Origin of the sequence: Hydrogenophaga aromaticivorans (assembly GCF_013387465.1) — a bacterium.
Lineage (GTDB): Bacteria > Pseudomonadota > Gammaproteobacteria > Burkholderiales > Burkholderiaceae_C > Hydrogenophaga > Hydrogenophaga aromaticivorans.
Genome location: NZ_VYGV01000004.1, coordinates 41,822 through 60,988, shown reverse-complemented (window position 1 = coordinate 60,988; position 19,167 = coordinate 41,822). Strand labels below are relative to the sequence as shown.

At 54.6% G+C, this 19,167-nt stretch carries 16 protein-coding genes; all 16 read left to right on the top strand.

The window, feature by feature from the left end:
• Nucleotides 1-5 precede the first annotated feature (5 nt).
• Entirely contained in the window at nucleotides 6-1,577 is a 1,572-nt protein-coding gene (wbaP, locus tag F3K02_RS03285) for an undecaprenyl-phosphate galactose phosphotransferase WbaP (RefSeq protein ID WP_177133292.1), read from the top strand.
• Between the two features lie 76 nt (nucleotides 1,578-1,653).
• Nucleotides 1,654-3,111, top strand: a complete 1,458-nt coding sequence (locus tag F3K02_RS03280) for a mannose-1-phosphate guanylyltransferase/mannose-6-phosphate isomerase (protein ID WP_177133290.1) — start codon at nucleotides 1,654-1,656, stop codon at nucleotides 3,109-3,111.
• Nucleotides 3,108-4,085, top strand: coding sequence for a GDP-L-fucose synthase (gene fcl / locus F3K02_RS03275; protein WP_177133289.1), 978 nt, complete (start codon nucleotides 3,108-3,110; stop codon nucleotides 4,083-4,085). The genes F3K02_RS03280 and fcl overlap by 4 nt, the downstream gene beginning before the upstream one ends.
• Nucleotides 4,082-5,230, top strand: a complete 1,149-nt coding sequence (gene gmd, locus F3K02_RS03270) for a GDP-mannose 4,6-dehydratase (RefSeq protein WP_177133287.1) — start codon at nucleotides 4,082-4,084, stop codon at nucleotides 5,228-5,230. Before fcl ends, gmd begins: the two co-directional genes overlap by 4 nt.
• Nucleotides 5,231-5,484: 254 nt before the next feature.
• Nucleotides 5,485-6,111: a putative colanic acid biosynthesis acetyltransferase gene (locus F3K02_RS03265; protein WP_343066968.1), complete on the top strand. Its 627-nt coding sequence runs from the start codon at nucleotides 5,485-5,487 to the stop codon at nucleotides 6,109-6,111.
• Between the two features lie 85 nt (nucleotides 6,112-6,196).
• Nucleotides 6,197-7,408 carry a polysaccharide pyruvyl transferase family protein gene (locus F3K02_RS03260; protein WP_177133285.1) on the top strand — a complete coding sequence of 404 codons (1,212 nt, stop codon included), beginning with the start codon at nucleotides 6,197-6,199 and terminating at the stop codon, nucleotides 7,406-7,408.
• On the top strand, nucleotides 7,405-8,421 hold the full coding sequence (locus F3K02_RS27860; RefSeq protein WP_177133283.1) for a glycosyltransferase: 1,017 nt from the start codon (nucleotides 7,405-7,407) through the stop codon (nucleotides 8,419-8,421). The genes F3K02_RS03260 and F3K02_RS27860 overlap by 4 nt, the downstream gene beginning before the upstream one ends.
• 153 nt (nucleotides 8,422-8,574) lie before the next feature.
• Nucleotides 8,575-9,540 carry a glycosyltransferase family protein gene (locus F3K02_RS03250; protein ID WP_177133281.1) on the top strand — a complete coding sequence of 322 codons (966 nt, stop codon included), beginning with the start codon at nucleotides 8,575-8,577 and terminating at the stop codon, nucleotides 9,538-9,540.
• Nucleotides 9,541-9,573: 33 nt separating this feature from the next.
• Nucleotides 9,574-10,857: a hypothetical protein gene (locus tag F3K02_RS03245; protein ID WP_177133279.1), complete on the top strand. Its 1,284-nt coding sequence runs from the start codon at nucleotides 9,574-9,576 to the stop codon at nucleotides 10,855-10,857.
• A gap of 114 nt (nucleotides 10,858-10,971) precedes the next feature.
• On the top strand, nucleotides 10,972-11,934 hold the full coding sequence (locus F3K02_RS27855) for a nitroreductase family protein (RefSeq protein WP_218179346.1): 963 nt from the start codon (nucleotides 10,972-10,974) through the stop codon (nucleotides 11,932-11,934).
• A 54-nt stretch (nucleotides 11,935-11,988) separates the two neighbouring features.
• The gene (locus tag F3K02_RS03235; protein WP_177133275.1) at nucleotides 11,989-13,728 is read left to right on the top strand and encodes a hypothetical protein; all 1,740 of its coding nucleotides are present in this window, start codon (nucleotides 11,989-11,991) and stop codon (nucleotides 13,726-13,728) included.
• A 3-nt stretch (nucleotides 13,729-13,731) separates the two neighbouring features.
• Nucleotides 13,732-15,096: a hypothetical protein gene (locus F3K02_RS03230; RefSeq protein WP_177133273.1), complete on the top strand. Its 1,365-nt coding sequence runs from the start codon at nucleotides 13,732-13,734 to the stop codon at nucleotides 15,094-15,096.
• 86 nt (nucleotides 15,097-15,182) lie between these two features.
• On the top strand, nucleotides 15,183-16,319 hold the full coding sequence (locus tag F3K02_RS03225; RefSeq protein ID WP_177133272.1) for an acyltransferase family protein: 1,137 nt from the start codon (nucleotides 15,183-15,185) through the stop codon (nucleotides 16,317-16,319).
• A gap of 389 nt (nucleotides 16,320-16,708) precedes the next feature.
• Nucleotides 16,709-17,947 carry a glycosyltransferase WbuB gene (locus F3K02_RS03220; RefSeq protein WP_177133270.1) on the top strand — a complete coding sequence of 413 codons (1,239 nt, stop codon included), beginning with the start codon at nucleotides 16,709-16,711 and terminating at the stop codon, nucleotides 17,945-17,947.
• On the top strand, nucleotides 17,944-18,834 hold the full coding sequence (locus tag F3K02_RS03215; RefSeq protein WP_177133268.1) for a VanZ family protein: 891 nt from the start codon (nucleotides 17,944-17,946) through the stop codon (nucleotides 18,832-18,834). Before F3K02_RS03220 ends, F3K02_RS03215 begins: the two co-directional genes overlap by 4 nt.
• Entirely contained in the window at nucleotides 18,831-19,073 is a 243-nt protein-coding gene (locus F3K02_RS03210) for a hypothetical protein (RefSeq protein WP_177133266.1), read from the top strand. The genes F3K02_RS03215 and F3K02_RS03210 overlap by 4 nt, the downstream gene beginning before the upstream one ends.
• Nucleotides 19,074-19,167: the final 94 nt, after the last annotated feature.

Below are 19,167 nucleotides of genomic sequence, written 5' to 3'. Positions count from 1 at the left end.
ATTCCATGATTGCTTCGCCAGACAGAGGCGTGCTACCGCCTCCCGCAGCGCCTGCGAATGTGACGGTGGTCCCGCTCTACAACGAGCAGGACCTGGCCCGCAGCCTTGCGCCCTGGGCCCAGCTCGCCCGGCGGCAGCGCTGGGTCAAGGCCCGTCTGGTGTTGACCGACCTGAGCGTTTTGTGGTGCTGCTTCGTGGCCGGGCGCCTGCCCGCCTGGTTCCGCGACGAAATGACACTCTCGCAGGCCATGAACATCTGGTGGGCCAACAACGGCCAGCTCCGCCTCACGCTGTTCGCCGCCATCGCCCTCGCCATGGTCGGCTGGATGTGGACCGAGCAGGGCCACTACACCGCCCACCGCCGCAAACCCTGGTGGGACGAAGCGCGCCAGATGATCCGCGTCATCGTGGTCGCCGCGCTGCTCGACGCCATGGTCATGTACCTCGCCAAGTGGCCGCTCTCGCGCCTCTGGACCGGCGTCACCTGGGGCCTGGTGCTCATCTTCCTGCCGCTGGCCCGACTGGCCATCCGCTCCCACCTGCTGCGCGCCGGCCTGCTCACCCAGCCTTACGTGTTGATCGGCCACCCCGACGACGTTGAAAAAGCCGCCGCCGCCCTCGCCAGCGAACCCCTGCTGGGCTACAAGCCCGTGGCCGTGGTCAGCCCCAACCCCGGCGAACGCCTCGTCTCGCTCGGCAAAGAAGGGGTTTTCGCCCCCACCGCGCTCACCCCCGCCGTGCGCGAGTTCCTCGCCAAGCCCGGGCCTTACCAGCTGGTTGGCGTGCTCGGCATCCGCGACAACAACTGGCTGCGCGAACTCTCGCAAGAGCTCATGCTCACCCGCGACGACCTCGTCATGGTGCCCGCCATCGGCGGCCTGCCGATCTACGGCATGGAGGTCTCGCACTTCTTCAGCCACGAAGTCTTGCTCCTGCGCGCCCGCAACAACCTCAACCGCCGCGGCCCGCAGATCCTGAAGCGCGGGCTCGACATCGCCGGCGCCGCCGCCTTGCTCGTCTTGCTCGCGCCGCTGTTTGCCTGGGTCGCCTGGCGCATCAAACGCGACGACGCCGGCCCCGTGTTCTTCGTGCAGAAGCGCGTGGGCGTGGATGGCGAGCTGTTCGACTTCATCAAATTCCGCAGCATGGTGATGGACGCCGACGGCGCCCTGGAGCGCTGGAAAACCGAAAACGAAACGCTCTACGTGCAATACCTGGCCAGCAACTTCAAGCTCGCCAACGACCCGCGCATCACCCCCATCGGCCGCCTCATCCGCCGCACCAGCATCGACGAGCTGCCCCAGCTCATCAACGTCTTGAAGGGCGACATGAGCCTGGTCGGCCCGCGCCCGCTGCTCGCCCGCGAGCTGGGCGAATACGGCAAAAGCATCGCCGCCTACGGCAAAGCCCGCCCCGGCATCACCGGCCTCTGGCAGATCAGCGGCCGCAGCAGCAGCACCTTCCAGCACCGCATCGACATGGACCTCTGGTATGTGCGCAACTGGTCCCTCTGGTACGACCTCGTGATCATGCTGCGCACCGTGGGCGTGGTGTTCAAACAAGAAGGCGCCTGCTGATTCCACCCCGAGCTTTTCCCCAACGCCGCCCGCATGCCTTACAGACATTGCGGGCGGACCCGTCTATAGTTATCTCATGCTGCACCGCAACATAATCACCCCCGTCGTCCTCTGCGGAGGCTCCGGCACCCGCCTCTGGCCCCTCAGCCGCAAGAGCTTCCCCAAGCAGTTCGTGCCCCTGATCAACGGCAAGAGCCTGCTCCAGCTCACGCTCGAACGCGTGCGCCCGCTCGGCCCCGGCCTCATGGTCGTCACCGCCGAAGCCCACCGCTTCATGGTGGCCGACGCGTTGCAAACCGTGCCCGGTTCGGCCCAGGTGATCCTGGAGCCCGTGGCGCGCAACACCGCCGCCGCCATGGCGCTCGCCGCCCTGCTGGCGGAGCAGAACGGCCAGCCCGAGGCCCTGCTGCTCTTCTGCCCGTCTGATCACCACATCCCCGACGCCGCGGCCTTTGCCCGCACGGTCGAACAAGGTGTTCCCGCGGCCGAGGGCGGCGCCATCGTCACATTCGGCATCGTGCCCAGCTCCCCGAGCACGGCCTACGGCTACATCCAGCACGGCGCCCGCCGCGCCGACGGCGCCCAGCAAGTCGAGCGCTTCATTGAAAAGCCCGGCGCCGACCACGCCCTGCAGCTGCTGCTGAGCGGCGAAGTCTTGTGGAACGCGGGCATCTTCCTGTGCCGTGCCAGCACCCTGCTGCGAGCCCTGCAGCAACACGCGCCCGACATCCTGGCCAGCTGCCGCGAAGCCCTGCCCGCGCCGCTCGCTTCGACCGAGGCCACCGGCCCCCAATACGTCACGCCGCTGCCCGGCGCCTTCGCCGCCTGCCGCTCGCAAAGCATCGACTACGCCGTCATGGAACACCATGCCAACGTGGCCGTGGTGCCCTACACCGGCGCCTGGAGCGACGTCGGCAGCTGGAACGCCGTTGCCGAGCTCACGCCCGCCGACGCCCAGAGCAACCGCATCGAGGGCCAGGGCCACGCCCACCTCTCGCACGACACCTACATCCACGCGCCCCACCGCCCCGTGGTCGCGCTCGGCACCAAAAACCTGCTCATCATCGACACCCCCGACGCCCTGCTCGTGGCCCACCGCGACTGCGCCGAACAGGTCAAAGACGTGGTGGCCCAGCTGGAGAGCCAGCAGTGCGCCCAGGCCGTGATCCACCGCAAGGTCGCCCGCCCCTGGGGCTGGTACGACAGCATCGACCTCGGCGAACGCTTTCAGGTCAAGCGCATAGGGGTCAAGCCCGGCGCCAGCCTCAGCCTGCAAAAGCACCACCACCGCGCCGAACACTGGATCGTCGTCAAAGGCACGGCCGAAGTCACCCGCGGCAGCGAGACCTTCCTGTTGTCTGAAAACCAGTCCACCTACATCCCCATCGGCGAGGTGCACCGCCTGCGCAACCCCGGCCGGCTGGAGCTGGAAATGATCGAAGTGCAGTCGGGCAGCTACCTCGGCGAAGACGACATCGTCCGCCTGGAAGACACCTACGGCCGCGTCACCCCCCACCCCGTTCCCACCCCATGAACCAGCCAGAAACCATTTACGTTGCGGGCCACCGCGGCATGGTCGGCTCGGCCATCGTGCGCCAGCTGCTCGCCGCCGGCCACCCCGCCAGCCACATCGTCACCCGCACCCACGCCGAACTCGACCTCACCGACCAGGCCGCCGTGCGCGCCTTCTTCGCGCAAGTCAAGCCGCAACAGGTGTATCTGGCCGCGGCCAAGGTGGGCGGTATCCACGCCAACAACGTCTACCCCGCCGACTTCATCTACCAGAACCTCATGATCGAGGCCAACGTGATCGAAGCCGCTTTTCGTAACGGCGTGCAAAAGCTGCTGTTCCTCGGCTCCAGCTGCATCTACCCCAAGCTCGCCCCGCAGCCCATGAGCGAGCAAGCCCTGCTCACCGGCCCGCTCGAAGCCACCAACGAGCCCTACGCCGTGGCCAAGATCGCCGGCATCAAGCTCTGCGAAAGCTACAACCGCCAGTTTGGCGCCAGCCACGGCGTGGACTACCGCAGCGTCATGCCCACCAACCTCTATGGCCCGGGCGACAACTACCACCCCGAAAACAGCCACGTCATCCCCGCGCTGATCCGCCGGTTCCACGAAGCCAAGGTGTCTGGCGCGCCCGAGGTGGCCATCTGGGGCAGCGGCACGCCCATGCGCGAGTTTCTGTATGTGGACGACATGGCCGCCGCCAGCGTGCACGTGATGAACCTGCCCAAGGCCAGCTACGAGCAACACACCCAGCCCATGCTCAGCCACATCAACGTGGGCTACGGGTCTGACATGACCATCGCCGAGCTCGCCCACAGCATCGCCCGCGTCACCGGCTACACCGGCCAGATCACGTTTGACGCCAGCAAACCCGACGGCACCCCCCGCAAGCTCATGGACAGCAGCCGCCTGCACAGCCTGGGCTGGCAAGCGAAAGTCGACCTGCCCACCGGCCTGGCCCTGGCTTACCAAGATTTCCTGAATAAGACCGCTCAATGACCACCAACCCCAACGCCGCAGCCAAACCCAAAGTCGCCCTCATCACCGGCGTCACCGGCCAAGACGGCTCTTACCTCGCCGAGCTGCTGCTGGAAAAGGGCTACATCGTGCACGGCATCAAGCGCCGCAGCAGCCAGTTCAACACCCAGCGCGTGGACCACATCTACCAAGACCCACACATTGACAACGCCCGCTTTCACCTGCACTACGGCGACCTCAGCGACAGCACCAACCTGATCCGCATCGTGCAGGACACCCAGCCCGACGAGATCTACAACCTGGGCGCGCAGAGCCATGTGGCCGTCAGCTTCGAAAGCCCCGAATACACCGCCGACGTGGACGGCCTGGGCACGCTGCGCCTGCTCGAAGCCATCCGCATCCTCGGGCTGGAGAAGAAGACCCGCTTCTACCAGGCATCTACATCCGAGCTGTATGGCCTGGTGCAGGAAATCCCCCAGAAGGAAACCACACCCTTCTACCCGCGCAGCCCCTACGCCGTGGCCAAGCTCTACGCCTACTGGATCGTGGTGAACTACCGCGAGGCCTACGGCATGTACGCCTGCAACGGCATCCTGTTCAACCACGAAAGCCCACGCCGCGGCGAAACCTTCGTCACGCGCAAGATCACGCGCGGCTTGGCCAACATCGCCCAGGGCCTTGAAAGCTGCCTGTACATGGGTAACCTGGACTCCCTGCGCGACTGGGGCCACGCCAAAGACTACGTGCGCATGCAGTGGATGATGTTGCAGCAGGACAAGCCCGAAGACTTCGTCATTGCCACCGGCGTGCAATACAGCGTGCGCCAGTTCATCGACATGGCCGCCAAAGAACTGGGCATCACTCTGGCCTTTGAGGGCACCGGGATTGACGAGAAGGCCGTCGTGCGAACAGTGGATGGCGACAAAGCGCCAGCGGTGAAACCTGGTGACGTCCTTGTTCAAATCGACCCGCGCTACTTCCGCCCTGCGGAAGTGGAAACCTTGCTCGGCGATCCTTCCAAAGCCAAGACGAAACTGGGTTGGGTGCCGCAGATCGCACTGCAAGAGATGGTCACAGAGATGGTCGTTAGCGATCTGGGCGAAGCAAAGCGCCACGCGTTACTCAAAACCCACGGGTACCACATCTCCATCGGCTTAGAGATCTGAAGCCAAATACCTCATACGAACCCGCGTGAATACCAGAGATGCAAAGAGCCATCCGAGGTTAGACCAATTAATGACTTTATTAGGAAGAGGTTTCTTACCTCACAGAGCTATTTCGCAAAAAATGGCCGCCTCAGCCACTTAACACTTTGATATCAGAACGATTGATACCATGGCATCCGTTGATTCCAAGCGCCCCACAGATCATTGGATTAAGAGGCATAGTGAGTGGAGGAAGATCCCCTCGCTTATCGAAAATGCGTCTATCCAGACTACAGATGGAGAGAAGGGTGTCTGAAAAGCCGCTTTATCAGGACTTATCCAGATTTAGCATTGCGGAAGATTTCCGTGGAAGATCTGGACTCATAGTGCTGGCCTGGCAGATCGTCCAAGCAACGGCGTTTGGATTGTCCCCCCAGCCTTTCTATCTCTGGCGACGATGGCTACTGCGGTTGTTCGGCGCAAAGGTCGGGAAAGGCGCGATAATCCGGCCGACCGCCCGCGTGACTTACCCATGGAAGGTGGAACTCGGAGAACATTGCTGGATAGGAGACAACACCGCCCTATATAGCCTCGGAGAAATCAAGATTGGCGACCATGCAGTAATTTCACAAAGGTGTTACATCTGTACTGGCTCGCACGATATCGCCAACATAACATTCCCACTTACAGCTACGCCTATCGTCATAGAGGCGGAAGCTTGGGTCGCTACGGATTGCTTCGTATATCCAGGCGTAACAATTGGACGGGGTGCGATTATCGCTGCGCGCAGCACGGTGCTATCAGACATTCCATCCGGGGTAATTGCCGCCGGATGTCCAGCGACAGTCCGCAAAGAACGTCCACTCCCACACAAAGGGTTGCCAGCAGAAAGCTATTCTTAATAGTAAATAAGCCTGCTGCCACCCAGAACATCCAAAGCAAGAGCTATACGAGATATCAAATGGCACAAATCTCGCCGAGTCCAGCATGAAAAAATCAACAAAGACCATTATATTTTCGTACCTCCAATTATCCAATGTTGGTTGCGAGATAATTATACGAGGGACAATCAAATTTCTTGAAAATGCCCTTTCAGACTACGATTTACGCTTCATCGTCCCTAGTTACGATTCAAACCGAGATAGGCAAATATTGAAGGACTTGCCTCAAATCGAGGTTGTGCCGATGCTCTCATGGAAACGATATTTTCGAGCCCTTCTCCGACAGACAAGACGTTTCGACAAATATTGGTCCCCACGCTTCAGCTCAGCCGCCTTCGAAAAGGCTGACCTATTTGTCTCGGTGGGTGGCGACATCTACACCATATTTGACGGAATGCTCCCAGATGACTGGATGGGCTACGAATCCTTCGCTTCTAGGCGCGGCATTCCGAGCATAATGTTCGGTGCAAACATGGAAAATTTTGAGCTACTTTCGGGGGTCCAAAGAAATCGCCTAATCGCTCACCTCAATCGCTTCAAATTAATCGCAGTTCGCGATGATTCAACAAGTTCCTACCTCATCGATCAAAACATTAATTCGCCAACACTGGTCTTTCCTGACCCGATGTATTCTTTGCGCCCATCATGCGTTGTACGAGCAAACAAGGTTCAGCGAATTGGATTAAATCTTTCACCGTTAACAGTGAAAAAGTTTGGTCCAGATCTGATCGAAAAGTACACCAAAATCGTTTCCGATCTCATCAACGATGGTTATTTGTTCAGCTTTATTCCACACGTCTACTCGACCGACGGCGACAATAATCTGGACGATCGCTTTATTCTTCGTAATATCTACAACAGACTCGAACCAATTCAACAAAAGGCTGTCAAGCTCTGCGACGACGCGCTCGGGTTCAAAAAGATAGCAATTGAAATTTCCGAAGTCGATTTCGTAATCGCCGCACGCATGCATTGCTGCCTAAACGCAGTGACCCTCGGCAAGCCAGTCTATTTCCTTGAGTACAGCAAAAAAGCCAAGACCATGTTGAAATGGTTGGTAACCGAGACCCCATATGCAAAGGCGGCCAGCGCCTACGCATCGACTTCAGCAGATGCGATTACCATTGAAGATATTAGGTTGCTTATTAGGGCGATCGAACACCTTGGTGAAGCCCATCCTGATGGAATTTCAGTCGACCTCTCGCCACAGCTCGCCACCTCGTCGATCTGGAACGTTATGTCAGGAATATTATTGTGAAGATTGCCTACATTCTCAGTTCGTACTGCTACTACACCAACGTCTTCAGCGGCGTTGTAGTGCAGGCAAAGTGCTGGGCGGAGTCCCTATCAAGACTGGGACATAAAGTTGAATTTGTTCGTGCCGATCAGTCAATTGATTGGAAATCCTTCGACCTAGTGCATCTCTTTCAGCATGGTTCTTGGTGCGACAGTCTCGTTGATGAACTAGCACAGCAGAAAATCCATACTGTCTACTCACCGATCATCGACCCCCCAAGGCCCTACGGCAAGCTTGCAACGTTTGTCTCAAAGATTCCGTTCGAGAGGCTACGGTTGCATCAAAACCAGCGCCTTCTCCGAAAGTACGGGCAGACCTTCGATCTCTTCCTCAGCCGCTCGAATCTCGAGCGCCGATCACTTGAAGCTGTTGGGGTTCCGACTGAGAAAATTGTCAATGTTCCGATCAGTGTCAGTAAAGATTGGAACATTGATGTTTCAATGCTTTCTTCAAAGCACCGGAAACCAACAGTATTTCATGTCAGTCATCTTGCACAGCAGCGCAAAAATGTTCGACTATTAATTGAAGTGGCAATTAAACGCGATTTCAATCTCAGGCTTGCAGGTTCTCTATCGGACCCGGACTTCGCTGCTTGGCTTATGAAAATTGTGGAGGAGCATCCGAATATTGCCTATCTCGGCCGGATTTCTGATGAAGAACTCATGGAGGAATTGTTGAGTTGCTCTGTATTTTGCCTACCGAGTCTCTATGAAGGCGTTGGACTGGTTGCGTTGGATGCCGGCTATTGCGGAGCAAATCTAGCAATTACGTCAGCGGGCGGTACCCGGGACTATTTAGGTTCACAAGCAATTTTTTTCGATCCGCGCGACAGCGAGGCGCTGGGAGATGCAATCAGTGAATCTCTCGCCCAACCTCTGCCCAATATCGATGCTCATCTTCATGTCGCTGGTCAGTTCAGCAAACAGGCAACGGGGCGAAAATTGGAGGCAGCCTATGTCGGCCTTTTGGGTTGACATTCTGTCTACACTGCGCAATCCTTCCTTTACACCAATCAGAGCTGAAGGGCTATGACTAGGCACAAGGTTTTGTTCATTTCTTTCGCGCCGAGACACTCCTCCTCACTCAACCGTATAGCCGATTGTGTAGGTGGTAGCTTCGATTTAGAAATGTATGACAGCGCGACAGATAAGGTCGTCGAGACGATCACCCAACGGATCTTCTCCCTGAAGTTCCCAAGACTGATGCTGGCTCTGCTGCGAACGGACGCAACCGTCCTTTGGGCCTGGGGACTCGACGCTTGCTTTCTGGTCACATTTGCGGCACTGCTAAAGCCCAATGTCCGGTTGATTTGGGATATCACAGATCTAAATCCTCGTGTTTTGTCTGGCGGATGGGGGGCGCGCCTGCTGCAGAAAGTCGAATGGATGCTACTAAAGCGATCTGATCTATTACTGCTCACTTCCGAGGCTTTTTACACAAATTATTATCGTGGCAATATTGCACGTGACCGAGTGAAGGTAATCGAGAATTATCTGCCTGGCGCACCATCTAGCACACTGCCACCGGCACCGGAACTCCCGCCCTTCGTCATCGTCTATTCAGGTATTTTTCGCTCACTAGCGATTCTTAACGTGCTCCGAGAAGTTGCCGAGCAAATGCGGGGCGAGGTCGTATTTCATCTCCACGGCTATCCAGACAGGACTATTCCACCTGCAACATTTAAGCAGTTGATTTTTGGAAGCCCTTGGATTCATTTTCACGGGCGCTTCAAGCAAGAGGATTTAGCAGAAATTTATGCCAAGGCTCATTTGAGCTGGGCGTTCGTTGATCCAGAAGCTAATGACAATGAGCGCTGGCTTCTTACCAATCGGATCTATAACGCTGTGGCCTTCGGAAAGCTGGCTTTAACGAATAGGGGCGTATATGTTGGTGATATTGTCCATGAGCGTGGCATAGGTGTCACCTGCCAGCTTGCGGTTGAGGACGTGATCACCACCATTCGAGGGTTGGCAGCCGAGAATGGTGCTCGCTACGCCGAGCTAACAAAGGCAATGCCTCCACCACAAAGTGCATATCTAGCCGGGCACTATTGCGAAGCAATTAACAGTCTATTGAACAACAGTCCATCATAAGCCCCAAGGCTTGCATGGTAGAAATGTAGTGGGATGCGCAAAAATCTATTATCGGCAATAGCTCAAACGGGTGCATCAGTTGGCTTGGCACTATTGTCTATTGCAATCTTCCGATTTCTCTCACCGGATCAAGTCGCTTTTTTGCGCCAGCATTATTTCGTACCCTTTGCTCTTGTAACGGCATTTGCACCAGCCAACCAAAACTATCTCCGTTCCATTCTGTTCTCAGAACCACCATCAACAGATATCCGTGGTGAGATGAACTCTCTGGCAATAGTGCAACTAGTAACTGGAGCCTTGCTGCTCATCGGAATTATTCTGTCAATCAACAGATCTGGTGCAACTGTCACTTGGCTCAACACTGTAGCGCTCATGTTTGCGCTCCTCTTGGTTCTTGCAAGAACTATCACCACGAGCATCCTCGAATTTCGAGGAAATTATTTCACCTCAATTGTTCTCAACAATTTTGGTGGCGCAATCCCCTATATATCCGCCTTTTCTTTTGCATTGATCTCCAGTCAAAACAGCTTCTTCCTTGGAACAATTGCACTGAATTTTCTAAATATCGTTGCAGTCTTGGCCATTGCATCGAGGCTATCTGATAGAAAATCATACCAGTTTGCCAACTGGACCTCAGGCCGGTTTCAGTTCAACTTCGGCCGGTACCTCACGCTATCTCAGATTTCTCTTGGATCTGTCGTTGTATATCAAGGTGTGGAGTTCTTTCTCTACAACCACACTCAATACAACCGAGTCGATATTGCCAACTATGGTCTAGCGTTTTCAACATTAGCCATAATTCGACAAATCATACTCACAGCAGTTCAGCCCCTTGAACGGCTTCACAATAGCATTGCCTCTGTTAATGTTCCCGGAATAGGAAACATCAAGCAAGCCGTCGCCATTGAGATCACAATCTACCTGATCCTTGCGGGGGCAATCCTATTACTGCCTCCGATTATTCGCTTCGCGTTCCCGAATTTCGCAGCTGCGGCAACCTTCATGCCACCACTCGTTCTAGGCGTTCTGGGATCAGCGATTCAACAAATATACTCAGTGCGCATGATCGCGCTTGCCCGTACGGGTTTCCTTGGCAGCACTCAAATCGCGCTTGCATCAGCCAGCATTATCGCTGTGGCATTTCTTAATTCGTCCTTATCGATGATTAACTTAGTCTGGATTCTATCAAGCTTAATTTGGTTGCGTGGCTGCATTGTCATTCCACTATACGCGGAATTTTATGGAAAGAAGGGCTCTGCAGTGATGTGGGTTACGCGATTGATCGTTTCGACAATTCTTCCAATGTGTTTTTTCTAGCACATGGAACACAAGTTCAGCCAGCATAAAGACAAGGATCAGTTATATGCCAAAATTTAATTCATACTTACTTGATGATATTCAGACATCATCGTTGATCTTCAGGAGGTTTAAGTGATAAATTTCGTGCGCACGAACCGAGCGACCAGATTAGCGCTAGCCGTTATTCGCTCAACCCGGTGGCTATTTTATTACCTTAAATATTCAGCGACGCTTTCGAAAGGATATGTCGCAAAGCACAGCAGGGCGTGGATTCTTAAAGAAGCCCACACCATTGAAAAGGGGCTAAGCTTTCGCGAAATTCGTCCATACTTCGGTGCAGCTAAACGAGAGAAGCTGCTGAGCGAGATAGAGCGAAGCCATGCGGCGGGGACTAATGGTGCACCGCGTTCGATAGCTGTTGGGGTGTTGGATGAATATATTGGTTGGCACACGAGGAACAATCACATAAACGATGATATTCGCTCACTGACCAAAATTGTTAATGCACTCGAGAAGCCCATTGACTGTAAATCCGGCACAATCAACTATCAAACCGATCACTCTAAGGAAGCAACACAACTGTACGACTCTATGGTCACGGGAAGACGCTCGGTGCGCAATTTTCGCCAAGACATAGTTCCCTCGGAAGTGATAATCGAAGCCGTACGAGTGGCAAACCATAGCCCTTCTGTTTGCAACCGGCAATCATGGGCTATAGCGTTGGTACAAGATCCGCGGAAAGTGCGGAGCATGTTGGACTTACAAAATGGAAATAAGGGTTTCGATGACACCATCGCTAACATGATCGTGGTGCTTGCTGACGTTCGCGGATTTCTCAACGAGTATGAGATCTTCGAACCTTTTGTGGATACTGGCATATTTTCGGGCGCGCTTGTCAATGCACTTAGTGCTCGCAATATTGGCTCGTGTTGCCTCAATATGTGTGTATCTCATCATATGGCAATAAAGGTTGCCAAAGCTCTGAACCTGGACAACGGACTATTTCCGGTCATGATGATCGCTTGCGGATATTTGGCTGATGACTGTCGTGTTGCTATCTCATCGCGCCTTGAGCCTGAGGTTTTTATCCACTAGCATGTGAACTACATCTGCTGTCTCTTCGATCCAATCTGAAGAGAATTTTGGCGAATGAATTCATTGAACACACCAAATGACATGCTGCGGGAAATGCACATAAATCGGAGGCAAACGTTAACCATGTTGCCCCTTGTAGGAGCAATAGGTTCTCACGCAGTCGTAGCGAGTGCCGAAGTGCAGACTGAATCAGTCTATTTGACGACGGAGGAAGTTCTGAAGTCCACGGTTCCTAAGTCTTTGAAACGTATTTCCACAAGTGGCTTCACTGCTCCGCATGACGGTGGCGCTGCAGTGTGGATCAGGGTTTCGAAACAACCACAACATCCTGGCTACATTACTGATGCGAGCGACTCAATCTTCGAAATTGATGAAAACGTGTTATTACCGGAAATGTTCGGTGCACTAGGCGATATTCATGACGACTACTTCCCAATTCAGCGATCGGTTACCGTAGCAGCGCTTACCAAGCGTCGGTTGGAATTTCGGGGTGCTCGCTATTCCATTAGTGACGAAATAATCGTTCCCGCCGATGCGGAAAAATTTTCGCTCGTCGGTCTGTGTATGACCGAACTCGTTCAACTAAGCGACAACAAGAGCATCTTCCTGTTTTCCGGCGAAAACACTCATCACTGGACGATATCAGGTTTTCGTTTTTTATGGCAACGAAATCAGACACCTGCCAACCGTAATGCCTACGCTGTGCGATTCGCAACGAACCGACCAGGCGGCGCAGGACACTGGAACTTCGAAATTAGCAATTGCATTCTTGTCAATGGATTTCGAGGTTTTGGTCAAAGTGATAATGGCCACAAGACGCTGCTTTGTCCGATCTGGGGCGCCGCTTTCCGTCGCATTCACATGAGTCAAGCCCATAGCGGGGCCGCCATTTTTTTGAGGACTTTTGGCAAGTCAGGTCAACCAAACAACCGGATCGAGGAATTCTACGCCCGCTGCGATCATCTTTCAGAACCTGCAATTATTATCGAAAGTGCAGACACAGCTGTTTTAACATCGATTGAGTTCAATAGAGGTACCGGATGCCAACTTCTATTGGAAAGCTGCTCCAACTTTGTTGTTCAGGGTATTCGCTTCGAACACGTTGGGCTCGGATCGAACGGTGCATATATCGTTGCATCTGGCAGGCACACAAACATTCAGCTTTTGGCCCTGTCCATCCAGTCCATGGAACTGGCTGCTGGTGGCGGTGCCGCTTCTGCTTTGGTACGGGCAATGAACGGCGCCAGGGTGAAAATCGACGGGTTCACTGACATGCCTTGGCGAGCGCCATCAGCTATGCGCTATGAGCTCATGCACAACACTGTCGCAGTCGCAGACGCTCAAGGCGGTCACATAACTGTGGGCTTCATTGCCCCACTTTTCGATCCGGCCTTGACATTAGCGCGTATTGCGTCGGAATCAACAGTGCGCTTCACAGAAGCCGATAGCTACGATTTCTTCTTCGAAGGGAATGGAAAACCGGTCTTTTCCAGAAAATTTGTCCGCCAGCGAGCTGGAATCGTTGCGGTAGGAATTTTCGCGGAGGGCATAAGTGACGACATCCTTCGAGGGTTCGTCTTATATAGTGACGGTAAGCCAATCCTCTCTGGTCGCAAGGACCTTGGTCAGATTTTCGATTTAGGCAAAATCATCATTCTTCCGAAAGCGCTCAGGTCCCAGGAACTACCACTCATTTTGACCACAGGCGGTCTTCTTTCGCTTTCGCTACCAGTATTCACTCCGGCACCACAAGGATATACAGTCATGGTTTCACTCATCGCCGTCGGAATTTGAACCATGACTTACATACTACTTAGTCGTGAGGTAGAAGATACTCAGAAAATGAGGCATTTGACGCCGCCTGAACGCCGCATCATTCGGAAAAAGCCTCGTCTTATATTTTCAATCTTTGCTATATTTTTTTTGATCGGATGCTACGTCAATATCCCATATGGACCATTCCCGATGGTCTCTGCGCTCCCTTTCGCGCTAATAGGGGTTTTTATCTTCCTGCCCCGCCTTGGCAGACGGCAATTTCTTGCAGCATTTGGAATCGCGGTAGGAGTCTTTCTACTTTCAAACATGGCGCCGGAACCTTCTTCCTTCTTTGGAACCAGGCTGCTCGCGTTCTTTCAGTATGTATATAGCATCGTCATAGGCCTTACCCTCTATTGGACAATCACATCATTTGAGAGAAAGCAGATCGCGAGGTTCAGCAAGTTCGCAATTATTTTTCTTTTGATAGGTGGGACGATCGAAATCACGACTGGATTGTCTTCTGTCATGGATTCCTTGATGGCGTATTTCTATTCGCTTGGTGATTATATTGACATTGTTAATAATCGCGATGTCGGTATAGGCTTTGGATTTCGCCGACCAAAATTTTTCACTGCTGAAACCTCCTATTTTGCACTGGCATATTGCTTTCTCGTTTGCGCGTTTGCATGGCTTTCTGAAGATCGCAGGCGATATGCACTTGCACTTGTGTTCGGGGTTCTCGGCGTCCTAGTGGCTCGCAGCCCAATTCCGGTTTTTTCACTGGTATTTGTTGGCCTTCTTGCCATTTTTGAGAGCTCAAAAAGTCGTTCTGGCACACGCGTCAATGCACTTATTATTGGTATGGTAGTTGCGCTTCCCGCAATGGCTTTGGGATATACACTGCTTCAAACATTGTTCGAGACCCGGTTGCAAACAATCAGCTCTGGCGACGACTACAGCGTGATTTACCGCACCTACGGTTCACTTTATGCGGCTTTAGCCGTATTGGCGAAAAATCCTCTTTTCGGTGTTGGTATCGGTTCGATCGACCTGGCTTTTACACCTTTAACGGAGACCTATCTCAGTTTAGACATTCCGGCCAGCTCAGTATTTTACGAGTGGCGTTTCCAAATTCAGAATCTGCCATCTGCATTAGCGATCTATCTCGGCGTTATCGGCACAACGTATTACCTCGTATCAACTTCAATCTATGTGAGATTTCTCATTGGCCCAATTCGTTGGCCTACCATTTTCCTATTTTTTATTCTTAGCGTAACCGAGGCGGCGTTTTACTCACCCCGCTTTAACACTTACCTATTTTTAACTCTTGCGATCAGCCGGTTAGCAGGAAATAGTGTTGTACGTTCAAGCCGCGTCGCATCAAGTGAGCCAGGGATACCCTAGAGCTGAAACAGCTTTTTTACCTGAAGAAGGTTTGCGATTTAAAAGCACATCATCTGCTACATTAATTAGGAATACCGAGGGTTTATATGCGAAATTTTGTCTCCATCGAGAGCTTGCGCGCCTACATGGCTTGGTGGGTCGTCATTGGGCACGCATCACACCTTGGTGGCTGGTCGTCCTATATACCAAAACCAATTGTGGCACTTATTGAGCGCGGCGACATTGCGGTGAACGTATTCATCATCGTTAGCGGCTTCGTAATTACACACCTGATTCAAGCATCCAAGGAATCGTACGCGCCCTACCTAACACGACGTTTTTTTCGTATCTTTCCAATTTACTTTGCATGCTTTTTGCTCGCAATAGCAATTCATGACCTCTATCAGGCTGCGTATTTCCATCCATGGGTGTTCGGTGTAGAAATGCGAGAGGCTCGTGCAAATGAGGAATCACTCAACTTTTTGACCCATTTCGGTTTACATCTGACCCTGCTACATGGCCTCATACCAGACACACTAATACCGTTTGCTTCGTCTACATTCCTTGCACCCGCCTGGAGTCTGTCTCTCGAATGGCAGTTTTATCTTGTGGCGCCTGCCATCCTTTATATGCTGCGTCGCTCCACAGGTATCTCGATCGCGTTTGTGATAATTTGTCTCGCGCTTAACCAACTTGCCAAGTCCGGTCAATTCGGCACTTGGGCGTATGCATCTTTTTTGCCATTATCGATACATTATTTTTTAATTGGAATTATTTCTAGATTAATTCTAGAAGAGGTATTTCTGCACGATTTTCGTGCAGAATCGCTAATAATTCTTAGCGCGCTAGTTGCCACGATATCAGGACCGCTCGAGGCAGCAATTTGGAGCATCTTCTTCACGCTAATTCTTAGCGAAATGAATATTGTAAATATTAGCAATCCCTTTTTGAAACATGCGGCACAGATATTTGTTCTAAACTATCGAGTCGCCAGGGCCGGCTCTTGGTCATATTCGACTTATTTGCTTCATATACCAATTTTTTCAATCGCAGTTGGCGCTCCGACACTTCTATATTCTGATATCTCTCAAACAACCGTAAACATAATTGTCCTACTCAGTTTTCCCGTTATTATTTTCGCATCAAGGACAACTTTTAAATTAATTGAACAACCCTTCAACAGCATTGGGCGCCGTTTTGCTAAGCGCATGACCGCTAGCAATCAGGCGGAAGCGTCATGTTAATAGCTCGGACCGCTCAGCAATGAGCACTTAACTTCTATCACATAAATGAAGGCTGGATTGCACCGAATCAATTAAATAGTAATTTAAACCTCTGCTGTGCAATTTGCTCTACAACTTATTTCTTGCATGCTGGGCAGGCGGCGACATTGGCCCAATATGGCATTACGGGAATTGGATAGAAATAATTGATTAAGCGCTGCGTGCTTGCACACATATAAGCAAATTTTCTAGTCATCCATTGACTATAGCAAGGCCATGCAATGACGCTTTTATATCGATTTTTATTTTTCAATTGATAGTAAACGATCACTCTTATTAAGTCCGCCTTTGAATGCAGGGCTAGACGCGCTGTGTGCGGAGATGTTCGCGCAAACAACTGACCAGAACGAATGAAGCTACTGCTCTATGGAATTAACTTCGCCCCGGAGCTAACGGGCATCGGCAAATACACCGGCGATATGGCGACCTGGCTGGCCGCTGCGGGGCACGATGTACGGGTAGTCACGGCCCCGCCGTATTACCCTGAATGGCAGATCACCAATGATTTCGTCAACACTTGGCAGACAGAGCGCGGGCAAGGCGTTCAGGTGTGGCGTTGCCCGTTGTACGTGCCAGCCAAACCCAGTGCCCTGAAACGGCTGCTGCACCTGGCAAGCTTTGCACTGACCAGCTTGCCGGTGATGCTGCGCCAAACGGCGTGGCGGCCCGATGTGGTGTGGATGGTCGAGCCCGCGTTCATGTGTGCGCCTGCAGCGATAGCTTTTTCATCCTTGGGAGGCGCAAAAAGCTGGCTGCACATTCAGGACTTCGAGGTAGATGCTGCGTTTGATCTGGGCCTGATCAAAGGCAACACCCTGCGCCGCTGGGTGGCCGGTGCTGAGCGCTGGCTGATGCAGCGGTTTGACCGTGTGTCCACCATCTCGGGCCGCATGGTGGACCGGGCTTTGTCCAAGGGCGTGTCGGCTAAACGGGTGGTGCACTTTCCCAACTGGGTGGACATCAGCGGCATCAAGCCGCTGGCCGCGCCCAGCGCTTATCGCGTCGAGCTGGGCCTGCCGTCTGATGCGGTCGTGGCCCTGTATTCCGGCAACATGGGCAACAAGCAGGGGCTGGAAATACTGGCCGACGTTGCCCGTCTGTTGCAAAGCGACCCGCGGATCCAGTTCGTATTTGGCGGCAATGGATCGGGCAGGGCTGATTTGCAGGCGCGCTGCGCCGGTTTGCCCAACGTGCGCTTTTTGGACCTGCAGCCGCTGGAGCGCCTGAACGATTGGCTGGGCTTGGCCGATGTGCACCTGCTGCCCCAACGGGCCGATGCGGCGGACTTGGTGATGCCCTCCAAACTCACGGGCATGCTGGCCAGCGGCCGGGCGGTGCTGGCCACTGCGATGCCTGAAACTGAATTGGGCCGTGTGGTGACTCATAACGCTGCCTGTGGCCTGGTGGTGCCGCCGGAGAACGCTGCGGCCATGGCCGAAGCGCTGCGCACGCTGGCGACAGACCCGGCCCGACGAGCCGAGTTGGGCGCCAACGGCCGCCGCTATGCCGAGGCCGAGCTGAGCCAGGACGTGATCCTGCGCCGGTTCGAGGCGCAGTTGCTGGCTTTGGTGCGGGGGGAGGCTGCGTGAAGCAAGCAGCGCTGCACCGCCTCGCATGTGTTGCCTTGCTGCTGGCTGTGGCCTATGCACTGGCGCTGTGGCAGCCGGTGCGCGCCTGGTACAGCGATGTGGACAAGCTGGCTCACGGGCTGGTGTTTCTGGGCGTGTACTCGGCGCTGGCCTGGGCCTTGCGCTTGAAGCCTTGGGCGCTGGCCGCCCTCGCCTTGGGTTTGGGCGCGGCGGTGGAGGTGCACCAGTATTTCTTGCCGGGGTTCTCTGCCAGCTTGAAAGACTGGCTGGCCGACGCGGTGGGCATTGCCCTTGCGGGCGGCGCGCATCTGGTCTGGCAACGCTGGCGCGCGCCAGCTGATACGGCAACGGCCGGTGTTCTGTTGCCGCTGGCCCAGTTTCAACAGGCGGTGGCGGCGCTGCCGCTGGTGTCGGTGGACTGGGTTTTGACCAACCCGGCCGGTGAACTGCTGGTGGGCCAGCGGCTGAACGCACCGGCGCGCGGCACCTGGTTCACACCCGGCGGGCGCATCCGCAAGGGGGAGCCTCTGGCGGCTGCCTTGCGGCGCGTGGCGGCGGAAGAGCTGGGTCTGGCGGATGAGCGGGCGGGCGCGCTGGCGCAGCGCGGCGAGCCCATGGGCGCCTGGGACCACTTTTACCCCGATGCCGCTTTTTCCCCCACCGTGCCCACGCACTACGTGAACCTGCCCTACGCGGCCCACCTGAGCGATGCCGAGGTGAACGCCCTGGGCTTGCCCGTGGGCGAGCAACACGGGCACTGGCAATGGCTGCCGCTGGCGCAGGCTGCGGACACGGTGCACGAACACGTGAAGCCCTATGTGGCCTGGCTGCAGGCGCGTGCGCCCGGCGCGGCCCCTGTTTCCCCTTATCTGGTGCATTCCGCATGAACACTTCGTCTGCCGTTCTCAACGCGCCTCGCCGCCGCACCAGGCCCCACCCGCAGGAAGGCTTGGGCGGGGTGGTCTGGGTGGCGGCGCTGCTGTTGGTGGCGCTGGCCACGCTTTTACGCGGGGGCAACCGCTCGGTGGCGCTGATGGCGCTGGAGGCGCTGGCCCTGGTGGTGTTGCTGGGCTGGGGCTGGCGGGCGCTCGGCGCCCAGGGCTTTCCCCCCCCCGGGTGGGTATAAGAGAAAGGGTTGGGGGACTAGGCGGTAATTATGAAGACTAATTTCCAATTCAAGGATAGGGTTCCGGAAGAGGGGCTACCAAACGTCCGGTGGG